An 18,069-nucleotide genomic window follows, 5' to 3' on the forward strand; every position below is an offset into this window, starting at 1 on the left:
CGGCATCGGACCTGATCGCCGCAAGCCGGCGGTGCGATCCCGGCCGGGCTCAGACCTTCATCCCGCCGTCTTCGAGGAAATGCTCGAGCCAGTGGATGTCGTAGAGGCCGTTCTGGACGTCCGGGTTACGCACCAGGGTGCGGAACAGCGGCAGGGTGGTGTCGATACCGTCGATCACGAACTCGTCCAGCGCCCGGCGCAGGCGCATCAGGCACTCGTTGCGGGTGCGCCCGTGCACGATCAGCTTGCCGATCAGCGAGTCGTAATGCGGCGGGATCCGGTAGCCCTGGAACGCCGCGGAATCGACCCGGACCCCGAGGCCGCCGGGGGTGTGGTAATGGGTGATCTGGCCGGGGGAGGGCCGGAAGGTCTCCGGGTGCTCGGCGTTGATCCGGCACTCGATGGCGTGACCCTCGACCTTGATGTCGGATTGCGACACCGAGAGCGAGCCCCCCGAGGCGACCTGGATCTGTTCGATCACCAGGTCGATCCCGGTGATCATCTCGGTGACCGGATGCTCGACCTGGATGCGGGTGTTCATTTCGATGAAGTAGAACCGCCCGTCCTCGTAGAGGAACTCGACCGTGCCGGCACCGAGATAGCCCAGCTCCTTCATGGCGTTGGCGCAGATGCCGCCGATCTCGGCGCGCATCGATTCGTTGAGCGCGGGAGAGCCGCCTTCCTCCCAGACCTTCTGGTGCCGGCGCTGCAGCGAGCAATCGCGTTCGGCCAGATGGACCGCGCCGCCCCGGCCGTCGCCGAGCACCTGCACCTCGATGTGCCGGGGCTTTTCCAGATACTTCTCCAGGTAGACCGCGTCGTCGCCGAATGCGGCCTTGGCCTCGGAGCGGGCCATGCCGATCGCCTGCTCCAGCTCGGACTCGGTGCGGGCGACCTTCATGCCGCGACCGCCGCCACCGGCCGCCGCCTTGACCAGGACGGGGTAGCCGATCTCGGCGGCGACCCGCTTGGCGTCGTCGATATCCTCGACGCCGCCCTCAGAGCCCGGCACGCACGGGATGCCGAGCTTCACGGCCGTACGCTTGGCCTCGATCTTGTCGCCCATGGTGCGGATGTGTTGCGCCTTGGGGCCGATGAAGCCGATCTGGTGATGCGCCAGAACCTCGGCGAACCGGGCGTTCTCAGACAGGAAACCATAGCCCGGGTGCACCGCGTCCGCCCCGGTTATCTCGCAGGCCGCGATGATCGACGGGATGTTGAGGTAGCTGTCCCGGGCGGCGGGCGGCCCGATGCAGACGCTCTCATCGGCCAGACGGACATGCATGGCGTCCGCGTCGGCGGTGGAATGGACCGCCACGGTGGCGATCCCGAGTTCCTTCGCCGCCCGCAGGATGCGCAGGGCGATCTCGCCGCGGTTCGCGATCAGGATCTTGTCGAACATCGAACCCTTAGAGCGTCCAGGCGATCCGACGGGACCGCGCAGGATGATCTATCCTCTTGTTGCGCGCCGTTTTCCAGGCCTGACGTGGCGGTCGATGCGGCGGAAGACGCTCGAACCGCCTACACGGAAGTCATCGCCGCCTGCTCGCAGCAGGCGGACGGACCGGCGAAGCGAACAGGCCGCCCCGCGCGTCGCTCAGGCGATGACCAGGAGGGCCTCGCCGAACTCGACCGGCTGGCCGTCCTCGACGAAAATCGCCGTCACCGTGCCGGCACGGGGCGCCACGATCTCGTTGAAGGTCTTCATCGCCTCGATGAGGAGCAGCTTGTCGCCGACCTCGACCTTGGAGCCGATATCGATGAACGCCTTGGCCTCCGGGGAGGGGCGCAGGTAGGCGGTCCCGACCATCGGCGACGGTACCGAACCGGGATGCGCCCGGGCCGGCTCCGCCGGAGCCAGGGCCCCCGTCGGCGGCGCCACGGGCGGTGCGGCGGCGGCGACCGGTGCGGGAGCCGCTACCTGGACGTTGACGGGCTCGAGCCGCCGCACGACGCGGATCCGCAGGTCTCCCTTCTCGACCTCGATCTCGGACAGGCCGGTCTCGGTGACGAGGTTGGCGAGTTCGCGGACGAGCTCGGAATCGATGGGATCATTCTTGGGCATCCGGCCTTCTTCGTATCGCGCCGCGGCGGTCGGTTCATCCGGCATGCGCGCTGGCACTCGATCACAGCCTCATGGCTGGCGGCTCTTAGCGCATCGTTCCGGGGATCGGAACCGGCACGAAGCGCTAGAACTTTGGTTTTGCATCATCTTTTTCCGAAAGGCGGCAACCGCCCTTCGCGATGATGGTCTAGACGAAGGCGGCCGGGGGGGACAAGGCCGCGCCCTTCGCCATCCGCCGGTGGAAAGCTCCGGTGGGGCGCCTCAGCAAGAGGCGTGGCCACATTGGCGGACATCCGCGATCGTCTTCCGGATCGGATCGACGCCGACGGCGCCTGGAATCACCTCGTCGCCGATGATGAAAGCCGGCGTCCCGGACAGGCCGAGCCTGTCACCCAGGCCGCGGTTCTCGCTGAGCGCGGCCTTCACCTCGGGGGAGGCCATGTCCTTCTGCAGCTTGACCGTGTCGGCGCCGAGGTCCTTGGCGACCTGGATCGCCCGGGCACCGTTCACGCGGCCCTTGGTCTCCAACAGTTTCTGGTGGAATTCGAACAGCTTGTCGCCCTTCAGCTGCTGGCGCACCGCGACCGCGACCTGGCTCGCCTCGAGGGATTCCGGACCGAGCACCGGGAAGTCCTTGATCACCACCCGCAGCTTCGGGTCCGTCTTGATCAGGGTCTGCACGTCGATCAGCGCCTTGCGGCAATAACCGCAATTGTAGTCGAAGAACTCGACCAGTGTGACGTCGCCCGCGGGGTTGCCGGCGACGACATCGTGCGGGCCGTTGATCAGGGCCTCGCGGGCCTCCTTGAGGGCCGCCGTCTGAGCGAGGCGCTGCGTCTCCGCCTGCTGCTTCTCGGCCTCGGCCAGGGCCTCCTGCAGCACTTCGGGGTGCTTGATCAGGTAGTCCTTGACGATCGCTTCGATGCCGGCCCGCTGCGCGTCCGTGAACGGGGAGCCCACGGCAGCGGCGGCCGGAGCGGCGGACTGCGTAGCGTCCTGCGCCGAAGCCGGGACGGCGGCGAGACCGAGCGCCAGGGCCAGCGCGGGCAGGGAGCGGTTGAAGAGCATGGATCCTCGCTTGCGCGGCAAGCCGGCCCGCGCGTGGCGCAAGCGGTAAAGGGTGGGTTAGGCGTTTTCGCGGCGCCGGGTCAAATCGCGATCCCGGCCGGGAGATCCCGCCCGCCGCGCGTCATCCGGTTTCGTCATGCCCAAGCTGTTCCGCGCCTTCTGGCTACGCCCGCACCTGCTCTGCGCGATCCTGGTGGCGGTCGCCGCCGCCCTGCTGGTGCCCGGCCTCGACCCGGGGATGCGGCTGCTCGTCGGCTGGTGCGCCGGCGTGATCGTCCATGCCGGCCTCGTCATACGGCGAGCCACCGGCCAGACCCGGGACGCCATGCGGCGCGAGGCCGCCCGGCTCGACGACAGCGCCAGGGTGATCACGGTCTTCGCCCTGCTGGCGGCGGCCGCGAGCCTCGGCTCGGTGGCGGTGCTGGTCGTCGGCGGCCGCATCGCTGGGCCCGGCGCGCGCTACGCCCTGGCGCTCGCCGGAACGAGCCTGCTCTGCACCTGGGTGTTCGTGCAGATGATCTTCACGGTGCACTACGCCCACGTCTATTACGGCGCCGAGGACGAGGCGGGCGCCGAGCGCGGAGGCCTGGATTTCCACGGCGAGACCGAACCGGATTTCTGGGATTTTCTGTACTTCACCGTGACCATCGGGGCCGCGGCCGCCACCTCCGACACCAACCTCACCAGCAAGAGGATGCGCAGGATCGCGACGGTGCAGACGGTGGGCGCCTACCTGTTCAACACCGGCATCCTGGCTCTGGTGGTCAACATGGCTGCCGGCTTCGCGCCTCACTGACACCGGTTGAGGGCTGGGCCGCCAGGGGCTAACCCCGAGCACTGCACCGTCTCCGCCCTCGCGCCCCGTCAGGAAAGCATGATCCCGATCTCCCGGCGGGCCGCCGCCGTCCAGCCGTTCCTCGCCATGGACGTCATGGCCGCGGCCGCCGCCAAGGCCCGGCGCGGCGACGACGTGGTGCGCATGGAGGTCGGCCAGCCCTCTGCGACGGCCCCGCGGGCGGTGATCGCGGCGGCGCAGGCGGCGCTCGCCACCGGCCGCGTCCCCTATACCGAGGCGCTCGGCCTGCCGGCTCTGCGCGAGCGGATCGCCCGGGATTATGCCGAGCGCCATCGCGTCGCGGTGAGCCCGGAGCGGGTGGTGATCACCACCGGCTCCTCGGCAGGCTTCGTGCTGGCCTTCATGAGCCTGTTCGATGCCGGCGCCCGGGTGGCGGTGCCGCAGCCCGGCTATCCGGCCTACCGCAGCATCCTGGCCTCCCTCGATCTCGTGCCGGCCCCGATGGTGCTGCGCGTCGAGGACCGTTTCGCTCCCACGGCCGCGCTCCTGCGCGAGGCCCATGCGCGCGCACCGGTGGCCGGCGCCCTGGTGATGAGCCCGGCCAACCCCTCCGGCACGGTGATCACGGAGGACGCGTTGCGGGACCTCTGCACGGCCACCCGCGACTTGAACCTGCCGCTGATCTCGGACGAGATCTATCACGGCCTCAGCTACGGCGTTCCGACCGTGACTGCCCTGCGGTTCGACCCCGACGCGGTGGTGATCAACTCGTTCTCGAAATACCACTGCATGACCGGCTGGCGGGTCGGCTGGATGGTGGTGCCGGAGGTTCTGGTCCGCCCGATCGAGCGGCTGGCGCAGAACCTCTACATCTCGGCGCCCTACCTTTCGCAGATCGGCGCGCTCGCCGCGCTGGACGCCACGGAAGAACTCGACGCCGTCCGCGACGGCTATGCCCGCAACCGGGCGATCCTGCTCGACGCGCTGCCCGGCCTCGGGCTCGGGCGCGTTCACCCGGCCGACGGCGCCTTCTACCTTTACGCGGACGTGGCGAACCTCACCAACGACGCCACCGATTTCTGCAGGCGCATGCTCGACGAGGCCAACGTCGCCGCGACCCCGGGGCTCGATTTCGATCCGGATCTCGGCCACCACCACGTCCGGTTCTCGTTCGCCGGCTCCGAGGCCGAGTGCCGGGAGGCGGTGGTGCGGCTGCGGACCTGGCTGCGCTGAACGATCAGGCCGCGCCCACCGGCACCAGGGCGCGGACCGCCTCGGCCAGATCCGAGAAATGCTCGATCACCCGGTCGGGCCCGAGCTCGGCCACCGGCACGTCGGTGTAGCCGAACGTCACCGCCACCACCGGGATGCCGGCGGCCTTGGCGGTGTCGATGTCGGTGCGCGAGTCGCCGACCATCACGGCCCGGGCCGGGTCGCCCCCAGCGCGTTCGATCGTGCCGGTGAGGTGGCTCGGATCGGGCTTGTAGGCCGGGAAGGTGTCGCGCCCGCAGATCGCCGCGAAGCGATGGCCGATCCCGAGCAGGCGCAGCAGCTCCACCGACTGGCCCTCGAACTTGTTGGTGCAGACCGCCAGCCGGAAGCCCGCCGCCTCCAGCGTGTCCAGCGCCTCCGCCACACCGGGATAGAGGTGCGACGTGTCGGCGAGGTGCTCGCCGTAATGGGCGATGAAGGCCTTGAACAGCCGCTCGTGGTCCTCCGGCGAGAGCGCGCGGCCCTCCGCCTCGAAGCCCCGCCGGATCAGCGCCTTGGCGCCGGCCCCGATCAGGCCGCGGGCCTGGGACAGGGGCAGCTCGGCCAGGCCTTCGCGCTTCATCAGCACGTTGAGCGTGCCGATGAGGTCGCCCGCGGTCTCGGCCAGGGTCCCGTCCAGGTCGAACACGGCAATCGGCGGACGGGCGGTCGATTCGGGCGGCATCGGGACGGGCTCCTGCTGGGCTACGGCCTCGCTAAAGCCGGCCGGAGGCGGGTGCAAGGCGGCGCGGCGCCCCACACTCGCCCGAAAGCCCAGCGAAAGGCGAGGGGCGTCAGTTCCCGGATCCCGTGATGAAACCGTCTCTGCTCTTGCTTGCCACCTGCCTTGCGCTCGCCAGCGCGCCGGCCGCCGCGACCTCGTTCGAGTTCGTGCCCGCGCCGCAGACCGACCTGAACCGGATGTACCGGGTCGACAAGGTTACCGGCGAGGTGACCTCGTGCCAGTACGGGCTTCAGGAATCGGCCGGCGGCATCGGCCAGACCGTGTGCTTCGGCCCCGGGGAGGGCGCCGGGGCTCAGGCGCCGTCGGAATACGGGCTGGTCGCAAGCCGCCACACACGCGAGGCCGGCGTGTTCCGGGTCAACTACCGGACCGGCGAAATGAGTATCTGCTTCGTGCTGGTGAAGAAGGAGCAGGTGGTCTGCACTCAGCAGGCCAAGCCCGGCGCCGAGGGCGCCTCCGATGCGCCGCTGACCGGACCCGCGCCCGGCAGGGCCGGGGCCAGCGCCACGCCGGCACAGGGCGGCCGCTTTTGAAGCCAGCGGCCCCGCGGAGCCGTTCCGGTCCGCCCTGCGGCATGCTAGGGGCCGCGCGACCGACCCAGGAAGCCCGGCTGCCCCGCATGCGCGACATCTCGATCCACCCCGCTCACCGGGCGTCCCTGCGGTGAGCGGACCGGACCTGCGCCGGGCGGCGGCGGCGCGCGCCCTCGACCTGGTCGAGCCTGGCATGCGGCTGGGCCTCGGCACCGGCTCGACCGCGGCGGCCTTCGTGGCCCTGCTCGGCGACCGCGTCCGCGACGGGCTCGACATCGTCGGCGTGCCCACCTCAGAGGCGACGCGGGTGCAGGCCGAAACCCTCGGCATCCGCCTCGCTACCCTGGACGAACAGCCCGAGCTCGACCTGACCATCGACGGCGCCGACGAGGTGGACGACCAGCTGCGCCTGATCAAGGGCGGCGGCGCCGCGCTGTTGCGGGAGAAGATCGTCGCCTGCGCCAGCCGCCGCATGGTTGTGATCGCCGATGCGGCCAAGCATGTCGCCCGGCTCGGCGCCTTCCCGCTGCCGATCGAGGTGAACCTGTTCGGCCTTACCGCCACGCACCGCGCGGTCGAGGCGGCTGTCGCCAAGGTCGGCTGCTCCGGCCCGGTGCGGTTGCGCCGCGATCCGGCCGGCAAGCCGCTTCTCACCGATGGCGGCCACCACATCCTCGACGCCCATCTCGGCGCGATCCCCGATCCGGACGCGCTCGGAGCCGCCCTCTGGTCGGTGCCGGGCGTCGTCGAGCACGGCCTGTTCCTCGGCATCGCCGACGCCGCGATCCTGGCGGCGGACCGCGGTGGGCGGGCCGAGGTCACCATTCTCGGCAGCTTGGTCTGAAGCGCCAAACCCTTTCGCAGGAACATTCAGCATGTCCCGACGCCTCACCGCCGCGCTCGGCCTCGCGCTCGCCGCGGCCACAATTCTCCCGCATGCGGCTTCGGCCCAAGCCAACAAGCCGGCCCCGGGCAAGCCCGCGGCGCAGCCGAACACGCCGGCCGCCGCGACGCCGAATTTCACGGCGAGCCACCTCGCTCTTGCCCGCGAGGTAATGCTCAGCTCCGGCATCGCCCGCTCGTTCGATTCGGTCCTGCCGGCCTTCGCCGACCAAATCCGCAAGCAGACGGTGACCCGGCCGGAACTCGCCAAGGATCTCGACGAGGTGCTGACCGCCCTCCAGCCCGAGATGGAGCTGCAGAAGCAGCGCATGATCGACATCGCCGCCCGCACCTACGCGGCGAAGTTCCCGGAGCCCGAGTTGAAGGAGATCGCGACCTTCTTCCGCTCGCCGGCCGGCAAGCACTACGTCGAGGCCCAGCCGCAGCTCCTCGACGAGATGGTGCAGGAGATGCAGGACTGGACGCAGGAAGTGTCCGAATACGTCATGGTCCGGGTTCGGGCCGAGATGGGCAAGCGCGGCCATCAGATGCAGTGAAGGGGGCGCGGGCGGTCGCGAGATCGGCTGCATCCCCGACTGTCCCACCCACGGGCTCATCCCAAGGCGACGGAGCGCAGCGGAGGCCCGTCTGAAGCCGTCCAAAGATCGCACGGCCGTCTGGCGGACTCCTTCGAAGCTCGCTGTGCTCCCACCTCGGGATGAGGGGGTCGTTTGGAGATCCGTTGCCCCTGAACGTCATGCGAGCGCCGTCTAACGCCCACAGGGCCTCCGAGAAGCTCGCCAGCCGCCTCTACACGGCGGGTGCGATCCTGCTCGCCGTCCTGCCGCTTGCCATGGTGCTCGCCAACCGGTCGAGCCCGGCGGTCATCGCCCTCGCCGCGCTCGCCTTCCTCGTCGGACGCTTCTTCGAGGATCGCCGTACCCTCGTGCCCCGGCTGCTGGCTCCGCTGGGCACGCCACTCGGCATCGCGGCGCTCGCCTTCCTGGCCTGGTGCCTCGTCTCCTTCGCCTGGGCGCCGTTCCCTGGCTCGTCGCTGCGGGTGCTCGGCGAATTCCTGCCGACCCTGGCCGCCGCCTACCTGCTCACCTGCCTCGCCCCCGGGCGGATCCCGGCCTTCGCGCCCCGCCTCGCCGCGGCCGCGACCGCTCTGGCGGGCCTCGTCATCGCGGTCGACCTCGCCGCGGACCTCGCCCTCGAACGGGCGCTCGGACGCCGGGTCGCCGCCTTCGTGCACAATCGCCCGGCTTTGACGCTGGACCTCGTCGCCGGTCCCGTCGCGCTGGTGCTGTGGCGCGCCTGGTCCCGGGGCCTCGCGGCGGCCAGCCTGGTCTTCGCGGCTCTCGGCATTCTGCGCTCGATCAGCGGCGCCGCCCAGCTGGGGCTCCTGGCCGGGGCCGGGCTGTTCGGCCTGGCCCGGCTGCTCCCGACGCGGGTCGGGATCGCGCTTGCCGGCGTTGGCCTCGGCCTCGCCGTGGCACTCGCCCCTGTCGAGGGCGACCTGCTCGCCCGGATCATGCCGGACGCCGCGCATGAGCGTCTGGTGCAATCCTCCTCGCGGGCGCGGGTCGCCATCGCGCGCAGTTTCGGCGCGGCCGTGGCGGCCGATCCGTGGCGCGGGGCCGGGTTCGGGACCAGCGCGCGATTCGCCGAGGCTCCCGCGGCCAGGGTGGTCGCGCCCGAGATGCGGGTCCTCCTCGGGGTCGGCCACCCGCATAACAGCTTCCTGCAGGTCTGGGCCGAACTGGGATTGCCCGGTGCGCTCCTCGGCGCGCTGGTCCTGATGCTGATGCTCGGCCGCGTCGCCGGGATGCGGCAGCCCGACCGCGCCGCGGCACTGGGTCTCGTCGCCGGCGCGGCCGCCATCGCGTTCGTCGAGCACAATGGCTGGGCGGCGTGGTGGACGGCCGGGCTCGGCGCTGCCATCACGTGGATGCGCGAAGCCAATTGGATGCGTGAGGCGGTGACGTCCCGCACGGATACGAGACGCGAGATGGACGGCCCCGCATGAGCGCTTTCGACGTCGACCTCTTCGTCATCGGCGGCGGCTCCGGAGGCGTCCGGGCCGCCCGGATCGCGGCCGGCTACGGCGCCAAGGTCATGCTGGCCGAGGAGTACCGGGTCGGCGGCACCTGCGTGATCCGCGGCTGCGTGCCGAAGAAGCTCATGGTCTATGCCGGCCGCTTCGCCGACGAATTCGAGGATGCCGCGGGCTTCGGGTGGACGGTCGATAAGCCGCGCTTCGACTGGAGCGTCCTCAAGCGGCGCCGCGACGCGGAGGTCACCCGGCTCGAAGGGATCTACGACACCAACCTGATGCGCGCCGGCGTCGAGATCCTGCCCGAACGCGCGGTGATCGAGGATCCGCATACGATTCGCCTGCTCGGCTCGGACCGGACGGTGCGGGCGGCGCGGATCCTGGTCGCAGTCGGCGCGCATCCGGTGAAGGAGCCCGCGGTGCCGGGGATCGAGTTCGCGATCACCTCGAACGAGGTGTTCGAACTCGAGGGCCTGCCCGAGCGAATCCTGGTGATCGGCGGCGGCTACATCGCGGTGGAATTCGCCGGCGTGTTCGCGGCGCTCGGCAGCCGCACGACCCTGCTCCACCGGGGCGACCGGCTGCTGCGCGGCTTCGACGACGAGGTCCGCGATGCCCTCGCCGAGGCCTATCGCCAGCGCATGGATCTGCGGCTCGGCCGTACGCTGATCCGGATCGACCGGCGCGAAGCCGGTCTGTGCGCGCAGCTCGACGACGGCTCCGAGATCCTGGTCGATCAGGTCCTGGTGGCCACCGGGCGGCGCCCGAACGTCGCCGGGCTCGGTCTGGAGAAGGTCGGGATCGAGACCGACGCCGCCGGGGCGATCCCGGTGGACGCCTATTCCCAGACCACGGTCCCGTCGATCTACGCGGTCGGCGACGTCACCAACCGCGCCAACCTGACCCCGGTGGCGATCCGCGAGGGCCACGCATTCGCCGACACGGTCTACGGGGTTAGGCCGTCCTGCGTCGACCACCGGCTGATCCCGACCGCGGTGTTCTCGACGCCGGAGATCGGCATCGTCGGCCATACCGAGGCTGCCGCCCGGGAAATCTACGGCAAGATCGACGTCTACAAGGCGCGCTTCCGACCCATGAAAGCGACGCTCTCGGGCCGTGAGGAGCGGATCCTCATGAAGGTGCTGGTCGATTGCGCCAGCGACCGGGTGGTGGGCGTCCACATCTTCGGCCACGATGCCGGCGAGGTGATCCAAGCCGTCGGCATCGCCGTCACCATGGGCGCCACCAAGGCGGATTTCGACCGGACGATCGCGGTCCACCCCACCGCCGCCGAAGAACTCGTCACCATGCGGGTGCCGGAGGTGACCAAGCATCCGGTCGGCGTCGGGTAAGTTCCCCGCGTCGCGGGGTCTCGACGCGGTGCGCGGCCGAGCCATATCAGGGGGATGGGTAAGCAAGGCGCAGGCAAGGGCAATCGCGAGGACGACGCGTACGCGCGCCGTCAGGCGATCATAGACGGCCTCCTGGCCGATGCCCTCCGGCCGGCCTTCAGCTATCGGGTGCCGAGCCACGACGCGCTGCCCGCCGACATCCGCCGGGCGATCGACCGGCTGCTCGCGAAGGCCGAGACCCAGCGCAGCCGCTGCCTGACCTACGACGACCTCGAGGAGGCGCTTCCGCCGCGCGACGTCTCCGCGGAGGATCTGGAAGCGATCTTCTGGATTCTGGCCGAGCACGGGATCGAGGTCGAGGACGGCGAAGCCTGAGCGAGCGGGGACTCCACACAGGCGCCTTGAGGCATCCGTGAACGCGGCTTGCTCACGCCGCGGGAGAATTCCCGCCGCCATTCTGGGGAGCCTGAGGCGTGCCTGGGATCCAGAGACGCCGAGGACGCAAGTGCTTGACGCGGCGGTAATTATGGATCCCGGGTTCCGCTTCGCGACCGCGGGATGACGAGAATAATGTTCGCGCCTCGGTGAACCTTCAAACCTGCAGGGGGCATGTTCCTCACGCGCTCGGTTTGGCGTCCAAACCATCCCCCGCAGGCAAACCCGGCCCCAACTCTGCTTCAGGCTCCTGCCAGCCCTCACGAATCCGCCCCTCGCATGCGCTGGGGAACCTCTCTATAAGCCGCGCTTCGCGCGTCATGCGCGATCGCACGACGAACGTGCGCGGAGAGAGGTCATGGCCGAGCGTTGGACACCGAAGAACTGGCGGAACCTGCCGATCCAGCAGGTCCCCGCCTATCCGGATTCGGCAGCGCTGCAGGCGGTCGAGGCCCAGATCGCGAGCTTTCCGCCGCTGGTTTTTGCCGGTGAGGCACGCAAACTGAAGACGGCGCTCGGACGCGTCGCGGCGGGCGAAGCCTTCCTGCTGCAGGGCGGCGACTGCGCCGAGAGCTTCGACGAGCATTCGGCCGACAACATCCGCGACTTCTTCCGGGTGTTCCTGCAGATGGCGATGGTGCTCACCTTCGCGGGCGGCTCGCCCGTGGTGAAGGTCGGGCGCATCGCTGGCCAGTTCGCCAAGCCGCGCTCGTCCCCCACCGAGACCCTCGATGGCGTGAGCCTGCCGAGCTACCGCGGCGACATCGTCAACGGCATCGGCTTCACGGAGGAGGCCCGCACGCCGGATCCGCGCCGTCAGGTCGAGGCCTACCGGCAATCGGCCGCGACTCTGAACCTGCTGCGCGCCTTCGCCACCGGCGGCTACGCCAACCTGGAGAACGCGCACCGCTGGATGCTGGGCTTCGTGAAGGATTCGCCGCAATCCTCGCGCTACCAGGATGTCGCCGGCCGCATGACCGACGCGCTCGACTTCATGCGGGCGATCGGCATCAACCCGGAAACCCACCCTGAGGTGCGGACCACCGATTTCTACACCAGCCACGAGGCCCTGCTGCTCGGCTACGAGGAGGCGCTGACCCGCGTCGACTCGACCACGGGCGATTGGTACGCGACCTCCGGGCACATGCTGTGGATCGGCGACCGCACGCGGCAGCCGGACCATGCGCATGTCGAATACGCCCGCGGGATCAAGAACCCGATCGGCCTGAAATGCGGTCCGTCCATGCAGGCGGACGGCCTGATCCGGCTGGTCGATCAGTTGAACCCGGAGAACGAGCCCGGCCGGCTCAGCCTGATCTGCCGGTTCGGCGCCGACAAGGTCGGCGACCACCTCCCGGGCCTGATCCGGGCGGTCGAGCGGGAAGGGCGATCGGTGGTCTGGATCTGCGACCCGATGCACGGCAACACCGTCGCGGCGGGCCGCTACAAGACCCGGCCGTTCGACCGGGTGATGCAGGAGATCGAGGGCTTCTTCGGCGTCCACCGGGCCGAGGGCACGTTCGCGGGCGGCATCCACCTCGAGATGACCGGCAAGGACGTGACCGAGTGCACCGGCGGCGCCCGGGCGCTCACGGCCGACGACCTGCAGGACCGCTACCACACCTACTGTGACCCGCGCCTCAACGCCGAGCAGGCGCTGGAGGTGGCGTTCCGCACGGCCGAGCTGGTCAAGACCGAGCGGAGCCACATCGAGCGCCCGCGCCTCGACGCGGCCGAGTAAGGCGCCAATCCCTCCCCCGCGCCGGGGGAGGGATGCTTTCAGGCGATCGCCCGGGCGGCGCCGTTCCAGCGCTGGATGACCTCGCTGACTTGGGCGACCGGAACCGGCCGGCTGATCAGGTAGCCCTGGACCTCGTCGCAGCCTTCGGCGCGCAGATGCGCGAGCTGCGCTTCCGTCTCCACACCCTCGGCGGTGGTGGTCATGCCGAGGCTGGAGCCCAGCCCGATCACCGCCCGGACGATGAAGTCGGTCCCGTCCTTCACGCACAGGTCGCGCACGAAGGACTGGTCGATCTTGATCTTGTCGAACGGGAAGCTGCGCAGGTAGCTGAGCGACGAGTAGCCTGTGCCGAAATCGTCCATCGAGACCCGCACGCCGAGCGCCTTCAGGCTGTGCAGGATCGCGGTGGTCGCGCCGGGATTAGCCACCAGCACCGATTCGGTGATCTCCAGCTCCAGGCGGCGGCCGGGCAGGCCGGTCCGGCGGAGGGCCTCGCGCACCGCGGTGACGAGGCTCGCCGAGGTGAACTGCACCGCAGAGACGTTCACCGCCACCTTGAGCCCGTCCGGCCAGCGGGCGGCCTCCTCGCAGGCCCGGCGGAGAACCCATTCGCCGAGCGGGACGATCAGGCCCAGCTCCTCGGCGATCGGGATGAACTCGGCGGGCGAGACGAAGCCGCGGGTCGGATGGTCCCAGCGCAGCAACGCCTCGAAGCCGCAGATCCGGTCCGTGTCGAGGCTGTAGATCGGTTGGTAATAGACCTCGAACGCCTCGCGGATCAGCGCGTCGCGCAAATCGCGCTCCAAGAGCCGCCGCGCCTGAAGGCGGGCATCCATCTCGGGCTCGAAGAACCGGAACGAGCCCCGGGCCTCGGTCTTGCCGCGGTCGAGGGCGACCTCGGCGTTCTTCAGGAGCTTCTCGCAGCTGGCCCCGTCGCTCGGTGCCAGGGTGATGCCGATGGTCAGCCCGACGCTGATCTCGTGGTTGCTCAGGCTGTAGGGAGCGCTCAACACCGCGATGATCCGGCGGGCCAGGATCGCGGCCTCCTCCGGGCGGTCGACGCCGCGCTGGACGACGATGAACTCGTCCGCGCCGAGCCGGGCGACGCAGTCGATCTCGCGCACGCAGGCGGTGAGCCGCTCGCCGACAGCCGCAAGCAGCTCGTCGCCGACCCCGTGCCCGAGCGTCTCGTTGACCGGGCGGAAGTCGTCGAGGTCGATCGCGAAGACGGCGAAGCCCGAATCGCGTCCGGCCTGCGCCACCGCCATCTCGATCTGCTGGCCCAGGGCTTCGCGGTTCGGCAGGCCGGTCACCGTGTCGTGGTGCGCCAGGAAGGCAATGCGGGCCTCGGCGCGGCGGCGCTCGGTGACGTCTTCGTAGGTTGCTACGAAGCCGCCATCGGCGGTCTCGCGGCGGTCGATCGAGACGGTGCGGCCGTTGGCGAGTTCCTGGAACTGCGTGTGCCAGATGCCACCGCGATGCGCCTCGTGCTCCTGGTGGAGGAGGGCGGCGAGGTCGCTGCCGGGATGATTGCCGGCCACGAGGCTCGCCCGCATCACGTCCTGCGCCGACATCCCCGGAACGATCGTCCCGGGGGTCAAGCCGTAGATCTCGCTGTAGCGCCGGTTCACCACCATCAGGCGATGCTGCGCGTCGTAGAGGCAGAGGCCCTGGGACATGTTGTCCAGCGCTGCGTCGAGCCGCAGGTTGGTCTCGGTCAGCCGGTCCTCCTGCTCCTTGAGCAGGCTGATGTCGCTGCACACGGCCACGAAGCCGCCTGACTGGGTGGCGCTTCGGCTCACCCGCAGCCAGCGGCCGTCCGCAAGCCGGATGTCGCCGTCGCGGGCGAGCGCCAGGAAGCACTCGTCGAGGGATTGCGAGCCGGTGCCGGAACCGTCCTCGGTATCCGACGGGCAAATGCCGGCCAGGATCGCGGCCTCGAGGCCGTCGAAGAAGCGCAGCGCCTGGGCGTTGGCGAGCGCGATGCACCCCACGGCGTCGACCACCACCACACCTTCGCGGGAGGTCTGCAGCGCGTCCGTCACCAGGGCCTCGGCGACCCGGCGCTGGCTGACCTCGCGCTGCATCATCGCCTGGATGTTGTCGCGCATCACCGCCATCGCGCGGAGCAGGCTGCCGAGCTCGTCCCGGCCGCCGGCCGGGATCCGGTCGTCGAGGCGTCCGCTGGCGATCCGCTCCGCTGCCGCCGAGGCATCGGCCAGGGGGCCGGTGATCCGGCGGTTGAGCAGCCAGGCGATCAGCGCGCAGGCGAACACCGCCAGCCCCGCCGCGATGGCGTTGACGTGGATCTCCCGGGCCACCAGCATCCGGGCCGCCTGCCGGAAGGAGAAGCCGTCGCCCGCCGTGTAGTTGACCAGCAGGTCGATCTGGTTGTCGACCACGCTGGCATACTGGTCCAGCGCGTCCCAGCGCTCGGGACGGGCGGTGGCCGGGTCGAGGCCGCGGCGCATCTCCTCCCAAGCAGCCACCGCGGCCTGGACGGCGCCCGCGGTGCGCACCGACCGGTCCGATTGTGAGCGCTCCACGGCGATGGTCAGGTCTTCGGCGAGCGTCGTCGAGAGATCGGCGATCTCGGCATCCAGCTTGGCCGCCTGGGCGGCGTCGCGGACATGAGTCCGACGCGCGAAGACGCTGCGCATCTTCGCGAAATCCGCCGCGGTCGCCCGGGCGTAATTGATCGACATCAGCGACTCGTCATAGGTGCGATTGACGAGCGCCCCGACATGCGAGATCGCCACCACGGCATAGAGTCCGAGCGCGCCCGAGAGCAGGCTCATGCCCAGGAACGCGACGAAGATCCGACCGCGGATCGTCGCCGAAACGCCCGTGATGCCGCGCATAAAGCGCATCAGACCCGAAGGCGGTCGCTCAGCCGTCGCTCTCTCGGGGTCTCGCATCGCACCGCGCCGTGTGACAGGTTCCATGAACCGTAATTGCCACATGTTAAGAGCCGATTAGCCGGAGCGATTATCGGCTCGTCTTATGGATAAACGTTTTGGGCCGTTTCTGGTCTCGCAAACAGCCCATTTCCGTGGAACGTGCGGGTTTTCGAAAATGATTTCGCAATAAAGTCTCAGGTAGATTGCCTCGATCAGCCCGAGGAATGCCATGGCCCCCGCTGCGCCGAGTATGCCCGTCCCGCTCCGCTGGAAATCGGCTCTGCCGGCGACCCTCGCGCTGGCCCTCGGCCTGATCTGCGGCCTGATCCTGGTCGGCGACCTGGAAGCCTCCGGATTGCTGGTGTCTCAGAAAGGCCGCGCGTTCCAACCGGGAAATATCGCACTCAGCCGCGGCGAGACGGTGACGTTCGTCAACGACGACAGCGACCTGCTGCACCACGTGTTCGTGGAATCGGATACGTTCAGCTTCGATTCCGGCGATCAGGAGCCGGGCAGCCGCACGCCGGTCACCTTCACCGAGCGTGGTACCTTTCAGGTGCTCTGCGGCATCCACCCGAAGATGAAGCTCGTGGTGCGGGTGAACTGAGACCGGTTCGACGGTCCGGGGAAGCCCCTTTGCTTCTGATCTCAGGCCGTTTTGCTCGCGCAACGCAGCCATCCAGTGCCGCGCGCGATCTCAGACCGTGACGCCTCCGTGGTTTGCGCGGCTACGTTCGCAAGGTGGCTGGACGTGCGGCGAAGGTTCCGCCAACTCGCGACGCCGAGCGCCGGAGGATCAGTTCCCACGCCTCTCGGGGTGCCGAGAAGCAGCCCGGTATGAAAGAGAGTTCGTAGAGGCGAGGGCGCCGAGAGAACCCTCCTCCAGCCTCAGCCGATCACCGCTCCGCGGCCCGGATCGGCTTGGTCTGCTGTGCCGGCTTCACGCGCTCGATCGTCTGGCCGTCGCGCAGCTCCGGAGGCGGGCTGAAGATGATGTGGCTATCGGCTGCCAAGCCCGATTCGAGTTCGAGACTCCGCCCGAGATCGCGCCGGACCTTGATCGTGCGCCAGGTCACCCGGTCGTCCTCGCCGACTTCCGCGACCTGAAAACCGTTGCGGTTGAAGACGGTCGCCTCGGCTGGAACCGAGACGCTCTCCTCGGTGCGCGGGATCTTCAGCGTCACGGTGGCGTAGAGCCCGGCCCGAAGCGCCCGGTCGGGGTTGGGCACGTCCACCTGCGCGGTTAGGGTCCGCGAGGCGGCATTCAACGCCACCGAGCTGCGCTCGACGAAGCCGCCGAAACGGCGGCCCGGGATCTGCGGGACGCTGATCTCGGCCTGGACGCCCGGCTTGACGCCCACGGCATCGTTCTGCGGCACGTTCACGGTGATGCGCAGGACGCTGTCCTGGTCCATGCTGAGGAGCGGCGTGCCGCCGTTATCGGCTCTCACCAGATCGCCGACATCGACGTTGCGGGTCGTCACCACGCCGTCGAAGGGTGCGACCACCCGCTCGAACGCCGTGAGTGCCTTTAGGCGGTCGACCACGGCCTCCTGCGACGTGATGTTGGCGGTGGCGACCTTCACGCCCGCCTCGGCGGCCGCAAGGGTTGCGGCCTGCGAGAGCACGCTCGCCTGCGACGTGTCGGCGTTCTGGCGCGAGGCCCAGCCCTGGACGGCCAGGGTCGAGGTGCGGTTGTTGGTCAGGTTGGCGAGGTTGACGTTGGCCCGGGCCTGCTCGACCTGCGCCTGAGCCTGCAGCAGCTGCGCCTTCAGCTGGCCGACCTGAGCCTCGGCCTGCGCGCGTTGCTGGTCGAGGTCCGGGGCCGCGATGCGCAGGAGCAGGTCGCCGGCCTTGACCCGGGAGCCGATATCGACCCGTCGTTCGGCGATGTAACCAGTGGCGCGGGCCGCGATCGCCGCGGTCGTGAAAGCCTGTGTCTCGCCCGGCAGCATCAGGTCGAGGGGCCCGTTGGCCCGCTCCGCCACGACGGTGCGCACCTGGGGGACCAGGGTCTTGATCCGTTCCAGGGTCGCGGTGGCCTCGACGTCCCGCTGCCAGTGGTTGTAGGCGCCGTAACCCAGCAATCCGAGCGCGGTGAGGCCCACGAGGACGAAGGGGCGCTTGCCGGGCGGCGGGGGGATATCCTTAGGGCCACCCTCAGCCGCGTCTCGAGCCGCGTCTTGCGCCTTCATCGTTCGGCTCTCCGCCGCGAATACCGCCTCTTCTCGTCACGGTAGCGGCC

At 69.7% G+C, this 18,069-nt stretch carries 16 protein-coding genes; 10 read left to right on the forward strand and 6 right to left on the reverse strand.

The features are described from left to right. Nucleotides 1-49 precede the first annotated feature (49 nt). The 3 genes from accC to ACYQPG_RS11440 all read right to left on the reverse strand — a co-directional run bounded on the left by accC (nucleotide 50) and on the right by ACYQPG_RS11440 (nucleotide 3,133). Nucleotides 50-1,402, reverse strand: coding sequence for an acetyl-CoA carboxylase biotin carboxylase subunit (accC, locus tag ACYQPG_RS11430; protein WP_147906145.1), 1,353 nt, complete (start codon nucleotides 1,400-1,402; stop codon nucleotides 50-52). Nucleotides 1,403-1,597: 195 nt separating this feature from the next. Continuing rightward, complete coding sequence (gene accB, locus ACYQPG_RS11435) at nucleotides 1,598-2,065, reverse strand: acetyl-CoA carboxylase biotin carboxyl carrier protein (RefSeq protein ID WP_147906144.1); 468 nt, start codon at nucleotides 2,063-2,065, stop codon at nucleotides 1,598-1,600. A 261-nt stretch (nucleotides 2,066-2,326) separates the two neighbouring features. Continuing rightward, nucleotides 2,327-3,133, reverse strand: coding sequence for a DsbA family protein (locus ACYQPG_RS11440; protein ID WP_147937743.1), 807 nt, complete (start codon nucleotides 3,131-3,133; stop codon nucleotides 2,327-2,329). A 136-nt stretch (nucleotides 3,134-3,269) separates the two neighbouring features. On the opposite strand from ACYQPG_RS11440, the gene ACYQPG_RS11445 reads away from it, so the two are divergent. Both ACYQPG_RS11445 and ACYQPG_RS11450 read left to right on the forward strand, forming a co-directional pair. Beyond that, the gene (locus ACYQPG_RS11445; protein WP_147937742.1) at nucleotides 3,270-3,929 is read left to right on the forward strand and encodes a DUF1345 domain-containing protein; all 660 of its coding nucleotides are present in this window, start codon (nucleotides 3,270-3,272) and stop codon (nucleotides 3,927-3,929) included. A 78-nt stretch (nucleotides 3,930-4,007) separates the two neighbouring features. Further along, on the forward strand, nucleotides 4,008-5,162 hold the full coding sequence (locus ACYQPG_RS11450; protein WP_461230971.1) for a pyridoxal phosphate-dependent aminotransferase: 1,155 nt from the start codon (nucleotides 4,008-4,010) through the stop codon (nucleotides 5,160-5,162). Nucleotides 5,163-5,166: 4 nt separating this feature from the next. Here the strand turns inward: ACYQPG_RS11450 and gph are convergent, their stop codons facing one another. After that, nucleotides 5,167-5,865 (reverse strand): phosphoglycolate phosphatase, encoded by a 699-nt coding sequence (gene gph, locus ACYQPG_RS11455; RefSeq protein ID WP_147937741.1) that lies wholly within the window; start codon nucleotides 5,863-5,865, stop codon nucleotides 5,167-5,169. A gap of 128 nt (nucleotides 5,866-5,993) precedes the next feature. Here gph and ACYQPG_RS11460 point away from each other — a divergent pair, with 128 nt between their 5' ends. The 7 genes from ACYQPG_RS11460 (at nucleotide 5,994) to ACYQPG_RS11490 (ending at nucleotide 12,924) form a co-directional block, all read left to right on the forward strand. Continuing rightward, complete coding sequence (locus ACYQPG_RS11460; RefSeq protein WP_147906139.1) at nucleotides 5,994-6,458, forward strand: hypothetical protein; 465 nt, start codon at nucleotides 5,994-5,996, stop codon at nucleotides 6,456-6,458. A 130-nt stretch (nucleotides 6,459-6,588) separates the two neighbouring features. After that, nucleotides 6,589-7,302 carry a ribose-5-phosphate isomerase RpiA gene (gene rpiA / locus ACYQPG_RS11465; protein WP_147906138.1) on the forward strand — a complete coding sequence of 238 codons (714 nt, stop codon included), beginning with the start codon at nucleotides 6,589-6,591 and terminating at the stop codon, nucleotides 7,300-7,302. A gap of 31 nt (nucleotides 7,303-7,333) precedes the next feature. Then, nucleotides 7,334-7,897 (forward strand): DUF2059 domain-containing protein, encoded by a 564-nt coding sequence (locus ACYQPG_RS11470; RefSeq protein WP_147906137.1) that lies wholly within the window; start codon nucleotides 7,334-7,336, stop codon nucleotides 7,895-7,897. 200 nt (nucleotides 7,898-8,097) lie between these two features. After that, complete coding sequence (locus ACYQPG_RS11475) at nucleotides 8,098-9,369, forward strand: O-antigen ligase family protein (RefSeq protein ID WP_461230972.1); 1,272 nt, start codon at nucleotides 8,098-8,100, stop codon at nucleotides 9,367-9,369. Beyond that, a complete protein-coding gene (gene gor, locus ACYQPG_RS11480; protein WP_461230973.1) occupies nucleotides 9,366-10,748 on the forward strand; it encodes a glutathione-disulfide reductase in 1,383 nt (460 codons plus the stop codon). The genes ACYQPG_RS11475 and gor overlap by 4 nt, the downstream gene beginning before the upstream one ends. A 54-nt stretch (nucleotides 10,749-10,802) precedes the next feature. Then, entirely contained in the window at nucleotides 10,803-11,123 is a 321-nt protein-coding gene (locus tag ACYQPG_RS11485; protein WP_147906134.1) for an RNA polymerase sigma factor region1.1 domain-containing protein, read from the forward strand. Between the two features lie 418 nt (nucleotides 11,124-11,541). Next, entirely contained in the window at nucleotides 11,542-12,924 is a 1,383-nt protein-coding gene (locus tag ACYQPG_RS11490) for a class II 3-deoxy-7-phosphoheptulonate synthase (RefSeq protein ID WP_461230974.1), read from the forward strand. Nucleotides 12,925-12,962: 38 nt separating this feature from the next. Here ACYQPG_RS11490 and ACYQPG_RS11495 read toward each other — a convergent pair whose 3' ends face one another. Next, a complete protein-coding gene (locus tag ACYQPG_RS11495; protein ID WP_461230975.1) occupies nucleotides 12,963-15,842 on the reverse strand; it encodes an EAL domain-containing protein in 2,880 nt (959 codons plus the stop codon). Nucleotides 15,843-16,074: 232 nt separating this feature from the next. On the opposite strand from ACYQPG_RS11495, the gene ACYQPG_RS11500 reads away from it, so the two are divergent. Further along, nucleotides 16,075-16,431, forward strand: a complete 357-nt coding sequence (locus ACYQPG_RS11500) for a cupredoxin domain-containing protein (RefSeq protein ID WP_147906166.1) — start codon at nucleotides 16,075-16,077, stop codon at nucleotides 16,429-16,431. A gap of 289 nt (nucleotides 16,432-16,720) precedes the next feature. On the opposite strand, the gene ACYQPG_RS11505 is transcribed toward ACYQPG_RS11500, so the two are convergent. After that, nucleotides 16,721-18,019 (reverse strand): efflux RND transporter periplasmic adaptor subunit, encoded by a 1,299-nt coding sequence (locus tag ACYQPG_RS11505; protein WP_461230976.1) that lies wholly within the window; start codon nucleotides 18,017-18,019, stop codon nucleotides 16,721-16,723. Nucleotides 18,020-18,069 lie beyond the last annotated feature (50 nt).

Source organism: Methylobacterium sp. CM6246 (assembly GCF_054818005.1).